The sequence below is a fragment of the Pseudomonas marincola genome (genome assembly GCF_900116605.1).
In the GTDB taxonomy this organism is placed as follows: domain Bacteria; phylum Pseudomonadota; class Gammaproteobacteria; order Pseudomonadales; family Pseudomonadaceae; genus Aquipseudomonas; species Aquipseudomonas marincola.
Map to the genome: position 1 here is coordinate 141,516 of NZ_FPBC01000001.1, position 17,017 is coordinate 158,532.

Here is a 17,017-nt window from a genome sequence, read left to right on the forward strand (position 1 = left end):
TTTTAGCCGGTCAGAGACCTTACATGCCGCGTCGTTTTATTAAGCGCTACATGCCAAACCCGGAGAGCATCAGGAACAACAAGTCCCTGCGCTTTCTAGGCACGTTGATGCACGACCCCAATTTGTGGCACTTGAATCGCCACTCAGTCAGCCGCTCCATGGCGATCGGTTTTTTCTGGGCTATGATTCCAATGCCCATGCAAATGGTGGCCGCTGCATTCTCGGCGGTGTTCTTGCGCGGCAACCTGCCCATCTCTGTCGGCTTGGTCTGGCTGACCAACCCCATCACCATGCCGCCGGTGTTTTATTGCAGCTACAAGTTCGGCGCCTGGCTGATGAGCACCCCGACCTTAAGAATCCCTGAGCATGTAACCCTGCACTGGGTTGGCCAGGTTCTGCAAACGCACTGGCAGCCGCTCTATCTGGGTTCATTTGTGCTCGGCCTGATCCTCGCGGTGCTCAGCTACTTCGGCACCAACGCTTACTGGCACTGGTGGGTTCGGCGCAACTGGCGCAAGCGTCAGGAAGCCCGCGCACAGAAAGGCCAATAGCTGCGCGCCAGCAAGCCAGCCCATTGTTATCGTCGATTGATTATTGCCCCATTGAACGTGGCGACGCGACGTTCGGGTTCAGCCTGCGCAAGCCTGTAAGCGGCTGGCAGTTGAGCGGAAGGCGCCGCCTTGCGACAGGCGCCCCGCTCCACGCTTATTCGTAGCGCAACGCTTCAGCAGGCTGAATGCGCGATGCCCGCCATGACGGGTACAGGGTGGCGAGAAAACTCATGCCCAATGCGGCCACGCAGATCAGCACCACATCGGTAACCTGCAATTGCGAAGGCAGGCTGTTGATGAAGTAGACATCCGAGCTGAACACATGCTGGCCACTCACGCGCTCAATCCAGCCCACCAACTGGCTGACGTTGAGCGCTGCAGCAACGCCCAGCACGCAGCCGATCAAGGTGCCGATCGTGCCGATCACCGTACCTTGAACGATGAAGATACCCATGATCTGCCGCGGTGTGGCACCCAGCGTTCGCAGAATGGCAATGTCCGCGCCCTTATCGGCGACCACCATGATCAATGTCGCGATGATATTGAACGCGGCCACTGCAACGATCAGCAGCAGCAACAAGCCGATCATGGTTTTTTCCATTTTCATGGCGCTGAACAGACTGCCCTGCGTCTGCGTCCAGTCACTGGCCTGATAATTCGCGCCCAGATCAGCCGCCACAGCCGCTGAGACCTGAGGCGCTTGATACAGATCCTTGAGTTTGAGCCTTACGCTCTGCACCTGGCCCGGCTCATAGCGCTGAATATCCGCCGCATCAGCGACGTTGATCAACGCCAGCGAGCTGTCCAGCTCCGCGCCCACCTTGAACACGCCAACCACGTTGAGGCGCTTCATGCGCGGGGTAATACCGCCAGGCACAGCACTGAGTTCGGGCACGATCAAGGTCAGTTTGTCACCGACTTTGAGCTGGAAGCGCCGCGCGGTGATAGCACCAATCACCACGCCACTTTCGCCCGGCTGCAAATCGCTGAGCTTACCGGCGATCATGCTGTTGCCAATGATCGATACCTGCGGCTCAAGCGCCGGATCGACGCCCTGCAACTGAATCGGCTGCATGCTGCCACGGTAAGACAACATACCTTCCAGCTCGGCAAATGGCACCGCCGCCAGGACTTCAGGGTTCTGTTTGGCCTTGGCCGCCACTGCTTGCCAGTCATCAAGCGGCTCGCTGGCAGCGATGCTGGCGTGCGGCACCATGCCGAGAATCCGCGAACTCATTTCCTGCTGGAAGCCGTTCATCACCGACAGCACCACGATCATGGCCAGCACGCCGAGGGCCAAGCCGATCATCGAGGTCAGCGAAATAAACGAAATGAAGTGATTACGTCGCTTGGCCCGCGTGTAGCGAGCCCCGATAAAAATACTCAGAGGCCGAAACATCAGTTGGCCACCAGTTTGCCGTCTTCAAGACGCAGAATGCGGTCCATCTTGCGCGCTAACTCAAGGTCGTGAGTTACCACCACGAACGCCGTGCGCGATGAAAGACTCAGCTCTTTGATGAGGTCCTGAATGCCCAGCGCGGTATGATGATCGAGGTTGCCGGTCGGCTCATCGAGCAGCACCACACCCGGATTATTCACCAGAGCCCGCGCAACCGCGACGCGTTGACGTTCGCCGCCAGACAGCTCGGCAGGCTTGTGCGACAGGCGGTGACCCAGCCCCACGCGCTCAAGCAATGCAGTGGCACGCTCACGCGCCTCGCGGATTGAGGTCTTGCCGATCAGCAGCGGCATGCAGACGTTTTCCAGCGCGGTGAACTCGGGCAGCAAGTGGTGAAACTGGTAGACGAAGCCCAGCGCGCGGTTACGCAACAGGCCACGTTGTTTTTCGTTGAGTGCGGACAATTCCTCGCCCGCCAGCCAGACGCTGCCGGTACTCGGCGTATCCAGCCCGCCCAGCATGTTCAGCAGGGTACTTTTACCCGAGCCGGAACTGCCAACAATTGCCAGGCGCTCACCCGGATGCAGCTCAAGCTGCAGGCCATCGAGCACCACAACCGATTGCGGGCCTTCGTCATAACTCTTGCTTAGGTTGCGACAGCTCAGAACAGCCTGATCCTGCATCACTCGATCACCCTTAACCGGATTACTCATAGCGCAACGCCTCCGCAGGCTGGGTGCGCGCAGCACGCCATGCCGGGTATAGGGTCGCGAGAAAACTCAACAACAAGGCCGCACCGCAAACCATCACCACATCAGAGGTGAGCAGCTGCGAGGGCAGATAATCAATAAAGTAGACGTCGGCGTTGAGGAACTTGATCCCCAACAGGCGCTCGATACCGGCAATCGCAGCACTGACGTTGAGCGCTGCGAATATGCCCAGCAATGCGCCGATGGCTGTACCAATCACACCGATGACCGTGCCCTGCACCATGAAAATCGCCATGATCTGCCGGGGCGTCGCGCCAAGGGTGCGCAAGATGGCGATATCGCCTTTCTTGTCATTCACCACCATCACCAGCGTCGAAATGATATTGAACGCAGCCACCGCAACTATCAGCAGCAGGAGCAAGCCGATCATGGCCTTTTCCATGCGTATGGCCTGATACAGATTGCCGTGGGTGCGGGTCCAGTCGCGGGCATAAAAGTCGCCCTGACCGAGTGACTGAGCAAGCTGCCAGGCAATACGTGGCGCCTGGAACAGGTCATCGAACTTGAGGCGAATGCCTTGCACCTGATCACGCGGCCAACGCTGCAGGCGGGCCAGATCCTCGACGTTGGTCATGGCCAGATAGCCGTCGATCTCACCCGCGCCGACATGGAAAATGCCAACCACGGTAAAACGCTTGAGCCGCGGAAACATCCCCGCTGGCGTGACCGAAACCTCGGGCGAGACGAAGGTGATCTTGTCGCCCATGCCGACGCCGAGCTTCTTCGCGGCGTTGTCACCGATGACAATTCCAAAATCGCCGGCCTTGAGTGAATCCAGGCTGCCTTGTTTGAAGAAGTTGCCGATGATCGAGACTTTCGCCTCCTCGACCGGATCAACTGCGTTGATCAGCACTTTCGACACTTTGCCGTTGTTGGTCAGCAGCCCCTGCATCTGGCTGAATGGCGCAACGGCGAGCACCTGTTTGTTGGCCATGGCCTTGTCGCCAAGGCTGCGCCAGTCGCTCAAAGGCGTCGGGCTTTCGATGGTGGCATGCGGAACCATGCCCAGCACGCGGCTGCGCATTTCATGATCGAAGCCATTCATAACAGACAGCACTACAATCATTACCAATACACCGAGCGCGAGCCCGATCATGGAGGTGAGGGAGATGAATGAAACAAAATGGTTGCGGCGTTTGGCTCGCGTGTAGCGTGTACCAATAAATACGAACAGAGGTCTGAACATGTTGGAAGTTGCTTCGCGGAAAAGAGAAACGTCCTTGTGGCGGGGCTCGACGAGCAGCTTTACACTCTGACCACTACTGCTGCTGCGGGTTCGCCATGCCGACTCAAGATGAAAAAGATCGACGCGAATACTATCGCATCGAAGATACGATAGCACTGGATTTCCGGCAGTTAAGCGCCGCCGAAGCGGCCTCGCAAGAGCCACTTGTGGGCGGCTCGACTGTGTTCAATCTGCTCAGTGAATTGCACCTGCTCGACTTCGAGTCGCAGCACATGTTGCGCCATATCAGTGAGCGCGACCGCACGCTGGCCAGCTACCTGAAGGTCATTAACAAGCGCTTCGACCTCCTCAGCCAGGCGGTTGCACAGAGCCTGCTGGAAGATATCGGCGAGCCACGCCCGGTCATCATCAGCGAGGGTGGCGTGAGTTTCAGCGACCCGGAAAAACTGCAAGTCGGGACACAGCTTGCAATGAAAATTGTGCTGATGCCGCAAGCATTGGGCCTGATGTTGCGCGCAAAAGTTGTGCATTGCACCGCGATCGCCACCGACAGCTACGACATCGGCACCGAGTTCGAAGCGTTAACCGATGCACAGCGCCAATTACTTGCCCGGCATATATTGCAGCGCCAGGCGCATGAGCGCCGCACGGCAAGGGAGCAGGCAGATTTGACCTGACCTGCGCTGCCCCAGTCGCCCCAAGAAAATTGTCTACAGCCCACCTGACCCGCGAGCCTGCCATGCGCTGTTTGCCACTGTTATTTGCTGCACTGCTACCACTGGCCTGCAATGCCGAAACCCTGACTATTCCGCTGGGCACACAAGGCGCTGGCGCTGATGCGCCCGTACTGCCTGAGCGTGGCGAGTCGCGTCGGGCAGTTCTTGAGCGTTACGGGCTGGCCGATGAAGAGCACGCACCGGTTGGCAATCCGCCGATTACGCGCTGGGATTATCGCCAGTTCAGCGTCTACTTCGAGTATGACCATGTTGTCGACAGCGTTCGCCACCGTCCCGTGCGCGCGCAGTAATCCGAGCGGCTCTGCTGCGCGGCTTGACCGGCATGGCGCCAGGCTTTATCAATAGCACTGTGCATCGCTGAGGCAGCGATCCGTCGTTAATTCAAGGAGCTACTGTGACGCTGATTTATGGACACCGCGGCGCCAAAGGCGAAGCCCCAGAAAACACCCTGCGCAGCTTCCAGCAATGCCTTGAGCATGGCGTAACGCGTTGCGAGCTGGATTTGCACCTCTCGCGAGATGGCGAGCTGATGGTCATCCACGACCCGACTCTAAAGCGCACCACCGGCCGGCGCGGCAAGGTAGTCGAACATGACGCCGCCGAGCTGGTTGAATACGATGCGCGCCAAGGTGGCCCTGGCGCTGTGCAACCCTGCCCGATTCCGCGCCTCAGCGAACTGTTCGAGAAATGCCCGTTTGAGCATTGGCAGCTTGAAGTCAAAAGCGCCTCCAAGGTGCGCGCCGCCCGCACGGTTGAAGCCATTGCGGCGCTGGCCGAAAAATTCGGCATCAGCGACAAGGTGACTGTCACCTCCAGCTCACGCGAAGTATTACGCGCCCTGCAACGCCTTGCGCCGCACCTTTCACGCGGGCTGGTGGCCGAGTACTCCTGGCTCGACCCGATCAAGGTCGCCCTGCACTATGATTGTCAGTATCTGGCGCTGAACTGGACCCTGTGCACCCCGGAGCGACTGCTCAAGGCGCAGAAAGCAGGCTTGCACGTCACCGTTTGGACGGTTAACGAGCCGGCACTCATGCGCAGACTCGCCGACTTTGGTGCAGACAGCATCATCACCGATTTTCCGGGGCTGGCGGTGCGTACGCTGAGTAGCTGACGCGCAGGCTGGATGAGGAAAACGATCGCCACTTAGAGTTGGCGATTGGCCTTAAACCAAAAAACCGCCCATGAAGGCGGTTTTTTGTTGCAGCCTGATCAGAAACTTTCGCGATTGGGCCACTGCCAATCTTGCGAGTTACTGAACGGGTCCTCCCCGACCGGCTCAGGCCACCGATCGGAGTCGGTCAAAAAAGCCGGTTGAGCCCGTCAAACGCAGCCACCCGATAGGCCTCAGCCATGGTCGGGTAGTTGAAGGTGGTGTTGACGAAATACTTGAGAGTATTCGCCTCGCCCTTCTGGTTCATGATCGCCTGACCGATGTGCACAATCTCAGAGGCCTGATAGCCGAAGCAATGCACACCCAGAACTTCCAGGGTTTCGCGGTGGAACAGAATTTTCAGCATGCCCACCGGCTCGCTGGAAATCTGCGCACGGGCCATGCCCTTGAAGAACGCCTTGCCCACTTCGTAAGGGATTTTATCCTGGGTCAGCTCGCGCTCGTTCTTACCGATCGAGCTGATTTCCGGAATGGTATAAATCCCGGTTGGCACGTCATTGACGAAGCGCCAGCTGTCGTTCTGCACGATGCTGCCCGACGCCGAACGCCCCTGATCGAATGCGGCGCTGGCCAGGCTCGGCCAACCGATCACATCACCGGCGGCGTAGATATTCTTCACCGAAGTGCGGTAATGCTCATCCACTTCCAGCTGGCCGCGGCCGTTGGCTTTGAGGCCGACGTTTTCCAGCGCCAGTTTGTCGGTGTTGCCAGTACGGCCATTACACCAGAGCAACGCATCTGCCTTGATCTTCTTGCCGGATTTGAGGTGCAGCACCACGCCGTTATCAACGCCTTCAATGCGCTCATATTCTTCGTTATGGCGGATCAACACGTTGGTGTTGCGCAGGTGATAGCTCAGGGCGTCTGAGATTTCAGCGTCGAGGAAGCTGAGCAACTGATCGCGGTTGTCGATCAGGTCTACCAGCACGCCCAGACCGCTGAAGATCGACGCGTATTCACAACCGATTACACCGGCCCCGTAAATGATCAGGCGGCGCGGCGTGTGGCTCAGCGTCAGAATGGTGTCGCTGTCGTAAACACGCGGGTGATTGAAATCTACGCCGTCCGGGCGATAGGGACGCGAACCGGTCGCGACCACGATGTCCTTGGCCACCAGTTTCTCGACCGCGCCTGTCGGGCAAACCACTTCAACGGTGTGCTCGTCGGCAAAGCTGGCAGTGCCGTGGAATACATCGATACGGTTGCGGGCGTAGTAGCCGGTGCGTGAAGACACCTGCTTGGAAATTACCCGCTCAGCGCTTTTCAGCACGTCCGGAAACGAGAACCAACGTGGCTCGCCGATCTGGCGGAACATCGGGTTAGTGTTGAACTGCATGATCTGACGAACCGAGTGACGCAGTGCCTTGGACGGCACAGTGCCCAGGTGTGTGCTGTTACCGCCGACTTCGCGGCGGCTGTCGACTACAGCCACTTTGCGCCCGGCCTTGACCGCATTCATTGCCGCGCCTTCACCTGCGGGGCCCGAACCGAGCACCACCACATCGTAGTTGTAGACCGCCATGTTTACTCCTCAGATCACACCGGGCGTTTAGCCACGCCTCGGCAGGGCCGCGTTGCAAAATGAACGCGGCAATCAAAAATGTGCGTAACGTTTAGCTGCCTGTAAAACAGGTTTTAAAGCTTGGTTGCATCGTAGGCCAGAGCTGTTTTCTGAGTGCCTTCGGCGCTGTTGACCTCTTCGCACTTCTCACGGCTACCACCGCAGATCGAGCACTCTTTCTCGATGCCCAGATTGGCGATACCGCCGCACGAACCAGCGATCGGTTTACGCCCCATGATGACGCCAACGGCCATCATTGAAACGACTGAGATCATGACCAGAAATACCACGACGAATGTCATTGCTCTTCTCCCGCAGCGAATAGCTGCTCGAATGCCGGACTACTGTGTGTGACGAAGGCTTTACCCTCACGCGTCACGAAGAATGCGGCGATATTTGCCTGTTTAGCATACGCCATACCGCGCTCCGGACCCAAAACCATCAGCAAGGTCGACAAGCCATCGGCCAACTGGGTCGACTCGTTGGCGACCGTCACCGAGGCCAGTTTGTGGGTAATCGGCGCGCCGGTTAGTGGATCGATGGTGTGCGAGTAACGCACGCCATTTTCCTCGAAATAGTTACGGTAATCGCCAGAGGTGGAAATGCCATAACCATCGAGTTGCAGAATCTTTTGTGAAACCCGCTCATCATCACGCGGCGCTTCGATCGCAATACGCCAAGGCTCGCCATCCGGCTTATTGCCAGCGGCCTTAAGCTCACCAGTGGCCTCGACCAGATAACTGCTGATGCCCAGCTCACGCAGACGACTGATAATGCGGTCGACCGTGTAACCTGCAGCAATGCTGTTAAGGTCGAGTTGGATATCGACATCCTTGCACAAGGATTGTCCGTCTATGCGCAGATGCTGGTGGCCGATGTGCCGACGCGCTTCGGCGATCTGTTCAGCGCTCGGGACTTTCTCAACCCGCGCCTGCGGACCAAACCCCCAAAGGTTGAGCAACGGCTCAAGGGTCAGGTCGAATGCACCATTGCTGTCATCTGATAACTTGCTGCCGCTACGCACCAACTCAAGCATGCCTTCGGGAAGCTTCATGCAACTGCCGGCGGGGGCTTTGTTGAATTGCGAGATCAGCGAATCATCACGGTACGTCGACATCTGCTGATCAACCTCGGCCAGAATCGCCTCGGTCTCAGCGCGCACCTTATCGACATCAGGCGTGGCATCGGTGTGCACGTATTTGACGCTATAAGTGCTGCCCATTGTCGGGCCGCCAAACTCTTCTACCCGGTCCGAAAACCAGCAGCCCGTTAGGGCTGCCGCCAAGGCGACAGCAATAACGGGCTGAAGTACAGCGTGTTTCATGATCAACCGCCGAAGTCGTCGAGAAGGATATTTTCCTGCTCTACACCCAGATCAACCAGCATCTTGATCACAGCGGCGTTCATCATGGGCGGACCGCACATGTAGAACTCGCAATCTTCAGGGGCCGGATGGTCCTTCAGATAGTTCTCGTACAGTACGTTGTGGATGAAGCCTTTGAGGCCGGTCCAGTTGTCTTCAGGCTGCGGATCGGAAAGCGCCAGATGCCACTGGAAGTTCGGGTTCTCGGCCTGCAGCTGATCGTACTCTTCGTTATAGAACGCCTCACGCATGGAGCGTGCGCCGTACCAGAAGCTGATCTTGCGGGTCGACTTCAAACGCTTGAGCTGATCGAAGATGTGCGAACGCATAGGTGCCATACCCGCACCACCGCCGATGAAGATCATCTCTGCATCGGTGTCTTTGGCGAAGAACTCACCAAACGGCCCGTAAACAGTGACCTTGTCGCCCGGCTTGAGGCTGAACACATACGAAGACATCTGGCCAGGCGGCAAGTGATCCTTGCCCGGTGGCGGCGATGCGATACGGATGTTGAACTTAACCAGACCGACTTCTTCCGGATAGTTGGCCATCGAGTAAGCGCGAATCACCGTCTCGTCAACCTTGGAGATATACTTCCACTGGTTGAACTTGTCCCAATCGCCGCGATATTCCTCTTGAATATCGAAGTCTTTGTAATGCACTTCGTGCGGTGGGCACTCAAGCTGAACATAACCGCCTGCGCGGAAGTCAACGCTCTCGCCTTCCGGCAGTTTCAGCGTCAGCTCCTTGATGAAGGTGGCAACGTTCGGGTTCGACAGAACCGTGCATTCCCACTTCTTCACGCCGAACACTTCTTCCGGCACTTCGATCTTCATGTCCTGCTTAACCGCAGCCTGACACGACAGACGCCAGCCTTCTTTGGCTTCACGACGGGTGAAGTGCGACTCTTCGGTGGAGAGCATTTCGCCGCCACCCTCAGTGATTACGCACTTGCACTGCGCGCAAGTACCACCGCCGCCACATGCAGACGACAGAAACACATTGTTGGCCGCCAGGGTTTGCAGAAGCTTGCCACCAGCCGGCACGGTAATGGTTTTTTCACCGTTGATTTCGATGTTCACGTCGCCGCTGGAAACCAGCTTGGCGCGCGCCATCAGAATGATCACCACCAACGCCAGAACGATGGCGGTGAACATGCCTATTGCGAGGAAAATTTCGTAATTCATCTGATCATTCCGTCCTTACAACTGCACGCCAGAGAAGGACATGAAGCCCAGAGACATCAAACCGATGGTAATGAAGGTGATACCCAAACCCTGCAAACCAGCCGGCACGTCACTGTACTTGAGCTTCTCGCGAATCCCTGCCAGAGCGGCGATTGCCAGTGCCCAAGACAGACCAGAACCGAAACCGTAAACGGTACTCTCGGCCAGGTTGTAGTCACGCTGAACCATGAACAGCGTGCCGCCCATGATTGCGCAGTTTACGGTGATCAGCGGCAGGAACACGCCCAGCGCGTTGTACAGCGCAGGTACGTACTTATCCAGGAGCATTTCGAGGATCTGTACGATTGCCGCGATAACACCGATGTAGCTCAGCAGACCGAGGAAGCTCAGGTCAACGTCCGGCAGACCGGCCCAAGCCAGCGCGCCATCTTTGAGCAGGTAGGTGTAGATCAGGTTGTTGGCCGGAACGGTAATAACCTGTACCACGATTACCGCGATACCCAGACCAATCGCCGTCTCGACTTTCTTCGAGATCGCGATGAACGTACACATGCCCAGGAAGAAGGCCAGTGCCATGTTCTCAACGAAAACGGCCTTAGCCAGCAGGCTCAAATAGTGTTCCATTAGTAAGCCTCCTTATTCGAGACCTGTGGCGCCATTTTGAAGCTTGGCTTCTCAACCTGGTCCTTCTTCCAGCTACGGATAGCCCAGATGAACAGGCCAATCAGGAAGAACGCGGACGGTGGCAACAGCAGCATGCCGTTCGGCTGATACCAGCCGCCGTCGTTGATCACCGGCAGAATTTCGAAACCGAGCAGTTTGCCGGCGCCGAACAGTTCACGAACGATACCCAGTGCGATCAGCATGGCGCTGTAGCCCAGACCGTTACCGATACCGTCGAAGAACGACAGCACTGGCGGGTTCTGCATGGCAAACGCCTCGGCGCGGCCCATCACGATACAGTTGGTGATGATCAGGCCGATGAATACCGACAGCTGCTTGGACAGGCTAAAGGCATACGCCTTAAGTACCTGGTCCACCACAATTACCAGGGACGCAATGATCACCATCTGCACGATCATACGAATCGAGCTTGGGATCTGGCTGCGGATCATCGAGATAAACAGGTTGGAAAACCCGGTTACCAAGGTCAATGCGATCGACATTACCAGCGCGGTTTTCAGGTTCGAGGTAACCGCCAGTGCGGAACAGATACCCAGAATCTGCAAACCAATCGGGTTGTTGTTGAAGATCGGATTGAGCAGGACTTCTTTAATAGTCGGCTGCGACATGATCAAGCCTCCCCTGCGCGTAATTTAGTGATAAACGGACCAAAGCCTTCTTCACCCATCCAGAACTTGAGCAGGTGATCGACGCCATTACTAGTCAGCGTTGCACCCGCCAGCGCATCAACCTGATGCTCTGCTTTCGGGCTCTTCGGGTCTACGCCACCTTTTACCACCGAGATGGCAACTTTGCCGTCGTCAGCGTAAATGGTTTTGCCTGGCCACAGTGCCTTCCACTTCGGATTGTCGACTTCGCCACCAAGACCCGGTGTTTCAGCGTGCTGGTAGAAACCAAAACCGCTGACCGTGTCGAGGTCGGCTTTAAGGGCGATAAAGCCATAAAGAGTCGACCACAGGCCCTGACCACGAATAGGCAGAACCACTTTATCCAACTTGCCGTCGGCCTGAACCAGATACACGATGGTGTAACGCTCGCGGCGCTTGAGCTTGGCCAGATCCTGATCGGACGTCAGCGCAATCGACTCAGCCGGGTCTTTGGCACCCTGCAGCGGCTCATACTTGAGCGGGTCTTTGGCATCGCTGAACGTGCCAGTTTGCAGGTCAACGATCTTGGCAGTAATGCGATCATTGAACAGCGCCTTGACTTCTTTACCGCTCATGCCCGGATTACCCAGACCGGCGATCGCCAGAATGCTGCGCTGCTTGTCGAGCAGACGGTTGTCTTGCTGCGTCGGCTTCAGCGCAATGGCTGCACCGGCAACGAAGACCGAGCACACCAGGCAAACCAACAGGGCCACCAGCAGCGTGCGTGCTGTGGATTCTTTTTGACTAGACATTGCGTGCCAGCCTCCGCTTGATATTGGCTTGAACGACGAAGTGATCGATCAGCGGTGCAAACAGGTTAGCGAACAGAATCGCCAACATCATGCCTTCCGGGAAGGCCGGATTGACAACACGGATCAAGACGACCATGAAGCCGATCAGCGCACCAAAGATCCACTTGCCGGTATTGGTCATCGAGGCCGACACCGGATCGGTGGCCATGAAGAACATACCGAAAGCGAAACCACCGACTACCAAGTGCCAGTACCACGGCATTGCGAACAGCTGATTGGTATCTGAACCAATGGCGTTGAACAACATGCTCAAACCGATCATGCCGATCATCACGCCAGAAACGATGCGCCACGAAGCAATCTTGGTAATCAGCAAGATGCCGCCACCGATCATCAGAGCCAGCGTGCTGGTTTCACCCAACGAGCCATGAATGGTGCCGACAAACGCGTCCATCCAGGTAATGCCGCTGCCCACAATGTTCTCAACGCCGCCAGCAGCCGCGAGGCTCAGCGAAGTTGCACCGGCAAAGCCGTCGACCGAAGTCCACACCGCATCGCCAGACATTTGCGCCGGGTAGGCGAAGAACAGGAACGCACGGCCAGCAAGTGCCGGGTTGAGGAAGTTCTTACCGGTACCGCCGAACACTTCCTTACCGATCACCACACCGAAGCTGATGCCCAGCGCCACTTCCCAGAGCGGGATGCTTGGCGGCAGGATCAGGGCAAACAACACGGAAGTTACGAAGAAACCTTCGTTGACTTCGTGCTTGCGGATCGAGGCAAACAGGACTTCCCAGAAACCGCCGACAATAAAGGCAGTGGCATAGACCGGGAGGAAGTAGGCAGCGCCCTGGATAAAGTTATCCCAGAGACTGGTCGGGTCGAACCCGGCCATGGCACTGATCAGCGAGAAACGCCAGCCTTCCTGAGCGGCCAGCAGATCCGGAGTTGCGCTGTAGATCAGGTTGGCCTGATAGCCAGTGTTCCACATGCCGAAGAACATCGCCGGGAAGGTACACAGCCAGACGGTGATCATCATGCGCTTGAGGTCGATGCCGTCACGCACGTGGGCGGTGGTTTTGGTCACGCTGCCCGGGCGATAGAAAAACGTATCGACTGCTTCGTACAAGGCATACCACTTCTCGTACTTGCCGCCGTGTTCAAAGTTGTGCTCGATTTTATCGAGGAATGCACGGATGCCCATGATCAACCCTCCTTCTCGATGCTTGCGAGGTTGTCGCGCAGGATCGGGCCATATTCATACTTACCAGCACATACATACGTGCACAGCGCCAAATCTTCTTCATCGAGCTCAAGGCAACCCAGTTTCTGGGCCATCTCGGTGTCGCCGACGATCAGATAACGCAACAGTTGGGTTGGCAGAACATCGAGCGGCATGACCGCCTCGTAGTTGCCGACCGGAACCATGGCGCGCGGGCTACCGTTGGTCGTGGTGGAGAAAGCAAATTTCTTCGCAGCCGCCAGTTTGGAGACGAAGATATTCATCACAGAGTGCTTGTTCACACCGGCACGCAGGTAATGCAGCATCTCGCGGTCATTGCCTTCAACCAGGCAAGACACCTGCTGGTGATAACGACCGAGGAAGGCAAATGCGCCCTGAGCAGTACGACCGCCCAGCACCGAACCCGAGATAACACGGTTTTCACCTGGCTCAAGCTCACCGGCAGTCAGCTCTTGCAGGCTGGCACCCAGACGGGTACGCAGCAGGCGTGGCTTGGTCACAACCGGACCGGCCAGTGCAACAACGCGCTCAACCCACAGTTGACCTGTGGTGAACAACTTGCCGATAGCAATCACGTCCTGATAGCCGATAGACCATACGCTTTTAGTGGCGCTGACCGGATCGAGGTAGTGAATGTGTGTACCGGCGAGGCCAGCAGGATGCGGGCCAGTAAAGCTTTCAGACTGAACATTGCTCAGCTTGTCGCCAGGAATGTTGGCGCCTTCAGCCTTGCACACGAATACCTTGGCCAACGCCGACAGCACTTTAAGGCCGTCTTCGAAGTCTGCCGCATACTCGGCAATAACCACAGCCGGGTCTGCCGCAAGCGGGTGGGTATCGATTGCAGTCACGAAAATAGAGCTAGGCACGGCGTCAACCGCTGGGACCTTGCTGAACGGACGTGTACGCAATGCGGTCCACAGACCAGACTGCTGCAAATTCTCACGAACCTGAGCAGACTCGAGAGCCGCCAATTGGGCGCTCGGGTATTGCGCGAATGTTTCCTGCTCGTCACCGTCAAGATCAATCACCACCGACTGCAGAATACGCTTCTCGCCGCGATGAATTGCACTGACAACGCCAGCACCTGGAGCGGTATACACCACGCCAGGCGTTTTCTTGTCGGAGAACAGAATTTGTCCGAGCTTGACCCGATCACCGACCTGAACGTTCATCGTTGGCTTCATACCGTGGTAGTCGAAGCCGACGACGGCGATGCTGCGTACGGGCCTTGCGGCTTCAATACGCTGCACCGGCTCACCGGTGATGGGCAAGTCGAGCCCACGTTTAATGTTGATCATAGGTTTGCCTAACCACTGATTTAAAAGCTTTTTCTAGAATACGGTCAACGTCTGTAAGCCTAATGAAAAATCCCACACTGCAATAAATGCAGCGTGCAAGGCGATGTTGAGCGCGGGTAAAAAATCCGTTTGATTATAAAGACGCCCCCCTCCACTGACCACCCAAGCGCTTGCTTTTTTTAACTATTCCGTAACAGGGCGCAACAGAGAGGGGCTTGACTCAGGTCAGAAGCAGGCTCAAATAAGACTAAAGTCTGAGGACAACTTACGACATGCGAAATATTCTTATTTTCATAGTTCTTTGCCTGCTCGGCTTCAATGCATTTGCCAACACCAGCGAGCGACTTAATCAGGCGGCATTTGCCCCGCAAGTGCGCATCGACAATCAGCCACTGACACTTAAAAGCCAGGCGGTGTTCACCTACTTGTGGGCAGACGTATACGCCGCAGCGCTATACACCCGCCCCGAACAGAGCCCCAAGCAAGCACTACGCCTTAATAGCAATACGCGCCTTGAGCTTTATTACTTCAGGGCGATAGACCGTGATGATGTGATTAAAGCGGCCTGGACCACCTTGGAGAAACAGTTAACCACTAACACACTGGAAAAACTACGCAGTGAAATCGATCGATTGCACGCGCAGTTCACTGACATACGCCCCGGCGACCGCTACGCGCTTAACTTCGACCCGACCAATGGTCTGAGCCTCGACATTAACGGGGCGCGGCGCTTCACCAGCCCAAACACCGAGCTTGCCCGTGCCTACCTCGGCATCTGGCTGGCCCCTTCTGGCTTGTCCGACGAGCTGCGCAACACCCTTCTCGCCGAACAGTGAATCTTTATCGAGCCCATAAAAAACGGGAGCCGAAGCTCCCGTTTTTATTTACCCGTGGCGGTTAGCCTGGAAACGCTGGTGGGTTAACCCCAACCATGTCTTCCATCACACGCACCACCTGGCAGCTGTAACCGAACTCGTTGTCGTACCAAACGTACAGAACAACGCGGTTATCGTTGGCGATGGTCGCCTCGGCATCAACCACACCGGCGTGACGCGAACCCACGAAGTCGGTCGAAACCACTTCCTGCGAGTTAACGTAGTCGATCTGCTTGTGCAGTTCCGAGTGCAGCGCCATGTAACGCAGGTAATCGTTAACTTCTTCGCGGGAAGTCGACTTCTCAAGGTTGAGATTGAGAATCGCCATCGACACGTTAGGCGTCGGCACACGGATCGCGTTACCGGTCAGCTTGCCCTTAAGAATCGGCAATGCTTTAGCCGCAGCGGTAGCTGCGCCGGTTTCCGTGATAACCATGTTCAGCGCTGCCGAACGACCACGGCGGCTGCCTTTGTGGAAGTTATCGATCAGGTTCTGGTCGTTGGTGTACGAGTGCACAGTTTCAACGTGACCATTGACGATGCCGTACTTGTCATTGATTGCTTTAAGCACCGGCACGATGGCGTTGGTGGTGCAAGAAGCGGCCGAGACGATCTTGTCGTCTGCGGTGATTTCTGCGTGGTTGATGCCGTGAACGATGTTCTTCAGCTCGCCTTTACCCGGCGCTGTCAGAACTACACGATCAATACCCGGGCACTTCAGGTGCTGGCCCAAGCCTTCGGCGTCACGCCACTTACCGGTGTTGTCCACCAGCAAAGCGTTCTCGATACCGTACGAGGTGTAATCGATCGAAGCTGGATCGTTCGAGTAGATCACCTGGATCAGGTTGCCGTTGGCAGTCAGAGTGCTGTTGGCTTCGTCAACAGTGATGGTGCCGTCGAACGGACCATGTACCGAATCACGACGCAGCAGGCTTGCACGCTTGACCAGGTCGTTGTCAGCACCTTTACGCACAACAATGGCGCGCAGACGCAGGCCATCGCCACCGCCGGTCTTTTCGATCAGGATGCGTGCCAGCAGGCGGCCGATGCGGCCAAAGCCGTAAAGCACCACGTCAGTGCCCTGACGTCCGGCAACATTTTGCTGACCGGCTACAGTCGTCAGCTCATCACGCACGAACTGCTCCATGCTGCGACCGTTAGCTTCTTTGTGGAACTTGGCAACCATGCGGCCAAGGTCAACAGAAGCAGCGCCCAGCTTGAGCTCGCTCATGGTTTTCAAAATCGGGAACGTGTCGTGTACCGACAGTTCGTTATCGCCATCCAGACGGTGGCGCGCATAACGGTGAGCCTTCAGGATCTGAATAACCGAACGATTGATCAGGCTACGACCATAGATCGAAGTGACCACGTTGTTATTGCGATAGAGCTGGCCAATCATCGGAATCATTGCTTCCGCGAGGGCTTCGCGATCAATCCATTCACCAAGACACTGGTCGGGCTTCTGAGTCACGGGCAGTACCTTCCACATTCTGTAGGGGCTGAAAAAAGGGGCTACATTATGACGGCGGACGCGCTTTCGAGCAATGCAATCGTGTCATAACTGACAGCAGGCATGCTTGATCGGTA

The 17,017-nt window shown here is 56.7% G+C and carries 18 protein-coding genes; 5 read left to right on the plus strand and 13 right to left on the minus strand.

Going from position 1 to position 17,017, the window contains the following annotated elements; all coding sequences use genetic code 11:
• Positions 1-23 precede the first annotated feature (23 nt).
• Complete coding sequence (locus tag BM395_RS00715; protein WP_069898800.1) at positions 24-551, plus strand: DUF2062 domain-containing protein; 528 nt, start codon at positions 24-26, stop codon at positions 549-551.
• Between the two features lie 154 nt (positions 552-705).
• Here the strand turns inward: BM395_RS00715 and BM395_RS00720 are convergent, their stop codons facing one another.
• The 3 genes from BM395_RS00720 to BM395_RS00730 are packed head-to-tail and all read right to left on the minus strand — an operon-like array spanning position 706 to position 3,906.
• A complete protein-coding gene (locus tag BM395_RS00720) occupies positions 706-1,950 on the minus strand; it encodes a lipoprotein-releasing ABC transporter permease subunit (protein WP_090508544.1) in 1,245 nt (414 codons plus the stop codon).
• Positions 1,950-2,633, minus strand: a complete 684-nt coding sequence (lolD, locus tag BM395_RS00725) for a lipoprotein-releasing ABC transporter ATP-binding protein LolD (RefSeq protein ID WP_090509164.1) — start codon at positions 2,631-2,633, stop codon at positions 1,950-1,952. The genes BM395_RS00720 and lolD overlap by 1 nt, the downstream gene beginning before the upstream one ends.
• A gap of 22 nt (positions 2,634-2,655) precedes the next feature.
• Positions 2,656-3,906, minus strand: coding sequence for a lipoprotein-releasing ABC transporter permease subunit (locus BM395_RS00730; protein ID WP_069898804.1), 1,251 nt, complete (start codon positions 3,904-3,906; stop codon positions 2,656-2,658).
• A 95-nt stretch (positions 3,907-4,001) separates the two neighbouring features.
• On the opposite strand from BM395_RS00730, the gene BM395_RS00735 reads away from it, so the two are divergent.
• From BM395_RS00735 to BM395_RS00745, 3 genes are all read left to right on the plus strand, one after another.
• Positions 4,002-4,583, plus strand: coding sequence for a PilZ domain-containing protein (locus tag BM395_RS00735; protein ID WP_090508545.1), 582 nt, complete (start codon positions 4,002-4,004; stop codon positions 4,581-4,583).
• A gap of 62 nt (positions 4,584-4,645) precedes the next feature.
• Positions 4,646-4,933, plus strand: a complete 288-nt coding sequence (locus tag BM395_RS00740; RefSeq protein WP_090508546.1) for a phosphodiesterase — start codon at positions 4,646-4,648, stop codon at positions 4,931-4,933.
• Between the two features lie 104 nt (positions 4,934-5,037).
• Entirely contained in the window at positions 5,038-5,757 is a 720-nt protein-coding gene (locus BM395_RS00745; RefSeq protein ID WP_090508547.1) for a glycerophosphodiester phosphodiesterase, read from the plus strand.
• 187 nt (positions 5,758-5,944) lie between these two features.
• Here BM395_RS00745 and sthA read toward each other — a convergent pair whose 3' ends face one another.
• The 9 genes from sthA to BM395_RS00790 all read right to left on the minus strand — a co-directional run bounded on the left by sthA (position 5,945) and on the right by BM395_RS00790 (position 14,555).
• Entirely contained in the window at positions 5,945-7,339 is a 1,395-nt protein-coding gene (gene sthA / locus BM395_RS00750; RefSeq protein ID WP_069898813.1) for a Si-specific NAD(P)(+) transhydrogenase, read from the minus strand.
• Between the two features lie 113 nt (positions 7,340-7,452).
• A complete protein-coding gene (nqrM, locus tag BM395_RS00755) occupies positions 7,453-7,680 on the minus strand; it encodes a (Na+)-NQR maturation NqrM (protein WP_069898815.1) in 228 nt (75 codons plus the stop codon).
• Complete coding sequence (locus BM395_RS00760) at positions 7,677-8,702, minus strand: FAD:protein FMN transferase (protein WP_090508548.1); 1,026 nt, start codon at positions 8,700-8,702, stop codon at positions 7,677-7,679. The genes nqrM and BM395_RS00760 overlap by 4 nt, the downstream gene beginning before the upstream one ends.
• A gap of 2 nt (positions 8,703-8,704) precedes the next feature.
• Positions 8,705-9,928: an NADH:ubiquinone reductase (Na(+)-transporting) subunit F gene (nqrF, locus tag BM395_RS00765; RefSeq protein ID WP_069898819.1), complete on the minus strand. Its 1,224-nt coding sequence runs from the start codon at positions 9,926-9,928 to the stop codon at positions 8,705-8,707.
• Between the two features lie 15 nt (positions 9,929-9,943).
• Entirely contained in the window at positions 9,944-10,552 is a 609-nt protein-coding gene (gene nqrE, locus BM395_RS00770; protein WP_010485177.1) for an NADH:ubiquinone reductase (Na(+)-transporting) subunit E, read from the minus strand.
• Positions 10,552-11,226, minus strand: a complete 675-nt coding sequence (locus BM395_RS00775; protein ID WP_170827724.1) for an NADH:ubiquinone reductase (Na(+)-transporting) subunit D — start codon at positions 11,224-11,226, stop codon at positions 10,552-10,554. Before BM395_RS00775 ends, nqrE begins: the two co-directional genes overlap by 1 nt.
• A complete protein-coding gene (locus BM395_RS00780) occupies positions 11,223-12,011 on the minus strand; it encodes a Na(+)-translocating NADH-quinone reductase subunit C (protein ID WP_069898823.1) in 789 nt (262 codons plus the stop codon). The genes BM395_RS00775 and BM395_RS00780 overlap by 4 nt, the downstream gene beginning before the upstream one ends.
• Entirely contained in the window at positions 12,004-13,215 is a 1,212-nt protein-coding gene (locus tag BM395_RS00785; RefSeq protein ID WP_069898825.1) for an NADH:ubiquinone reductase (Na(+)-transporting) subunit B, read from the minus strand. Before BM395_RS00785 ends, BM395_RS00780 begins: the two co-directional genes overlap by 8 nt.
• A 2-nt stretch (positions 13,216-13,217) precedes the next feature.
• Positions 13,218-14,555, minus strand: a complete 1,338-nt coding sequence (locus BM395_RS00790) for a Na(+)-translocating NADH-quinone reductase subunit A (RefSeq protein ID WP_090508549.1) — start codon at positions 14,553-14,555, stop codon at positions 13,218-13,220.
• A gap of 272 nt (positions 14,556-14,827) precedes the next feature.
• On the opposite strand from BM395_RS00790, the gene BM395_RS00795 reads away from it, so the two are divergent.
• The gene (locus tag BM395_RS00795) at positions 14,828-15,391 is read left to right on the plus strand and encodes a chalcone isomerase family protein (protein WP_090508550.1); all 564 of its coding nucleotides are present in this window, start codon (positions 14,828-14,830) and stop codon (positions 15,389-15,391) included.
• A gap of 61 nt (positions 15,392-15,452) precedes the next feature.
• Here BM395_RS00795 and BM395_RS00800 read toward each other — a convergent pair whose 3' ends face one another.
• Positions 15,453-16,919, minus strand: coding sequence for a glyceraldehyde-3-phosphate dehydrogenase (locus BM395_RS00800; RefSeq protein ID WP_069898831.1), 1,467 nt, complete (start codon positions 16,917-16,919; stop codon positions 15,453-15,455).
• Positions 16,920-17,017: the final 98 nt, after the last annotated feature.

Coding starts and splice junctions, on each gene's coding strand:
- BM395_RS00715 (WP_069898800.1), top strand. CDS start 24: ATGCCGCGTCGTTTTATTAAGCGCTACATGCCAAACCCGGAGAGCATC.
- BM395_RS00720 (WP_090508544.1), bottom strand. CDS start 1,950: ATGTTTCGGCCTCTGAGTATTTTTATCGGGGCTCGCTACACGCGGGCC.
- lolD (WP_090509164.1), bottom strand. CDS start 2,633: ATGCAGGATCAGGCTGTTCTGAGCTGTCGCAACCTAAGCAAGAGTTAT.
- BM395_RS00730 (WP_069898804.1), bottom strand. CDS start 3,906: ATGTTCAGACCTCTGTTCGTATTTATTGGTACACGCTACACGCGAGCC.
- BM395_RS00735 (WP_090508545.1), top strand. CDS start 4,002: ATGCCGACTCAAGATGAAAAAGATCGACGCGAATACTATCGCATCGAA.
- BM395_RS00740 (WP_090508546.1), top strand. CDS start 4,646: ATGCGCTGTTTGCCACTGTTATTTGCTGCACTGCTACCACTGGCCTGC.
- sthA (WP_069898813.1), bottom strand. CDS start 7,339: ATGGCGGTCTACAACTACGATGTGGTGGTGCTCGGTTCGGGCCCCGCA.
- nqrM (WP_069898815.1), bottom strand. CDS start 7,680: ATGACATTCGTCGTGGTATTTCTGGTCATGATCTCAGTCGTTTCAATG.
- BM395_RS00760 (WP_090508548.1), bottom strand. CDS start 8,702: ATGAAACACGCTGTACTTCAGCCCGTTATTGCTGTCGCCTTGGCGGCA.
- nqrF (WP_069898819.1), bottom strand. CDS start 9,928: ATGAATTACGAAATTTTCCTCGCAATAGGCATGTTCACCGCCATCGTT.
- nqrE (WP_010485177.1), bottom strand. CDS start 10,552: ATGGAACACTATTTGAGCCTGCTGGCTAAGGCCGTTTTCGTTGAGAAC.
- BM395_RS00780 (WP_069898823.1), bottom strand. CDS start 12,011: ATGTCTAGTCAAAAAGAATCCACAGCACGCACGCTGCTGGTGGCCCTG.
- BM395_RS00785 (WP_069898825.1), bottom strand. CDS start 13,215: ATGGGCATCCGTGCATTCCTCGATAAAATCGAGCACAACTTTGAACAC.
- BM395_RS00790 (WP_090508549.1), bottom strand. CDS start 14,555: ATGATCAACATTAAACGTGGGCTCGACTTGCCCATCACCGGTGAGCCG.
- BM395_RS00795 (WP_090508550.1), top strand. CDS start 14,828: ATGCGAAATATTCTTATTTTCATAGTTCTTTGCCTGCTCGGCTTCAAT.
- BM395_RS00800 (WP_069898831.1), bottom strand. CDS start 16,919: ATGTGGAAGGTACTGCCCGTGACTCAGAAGCCCGACCAGTGTCTTGGT.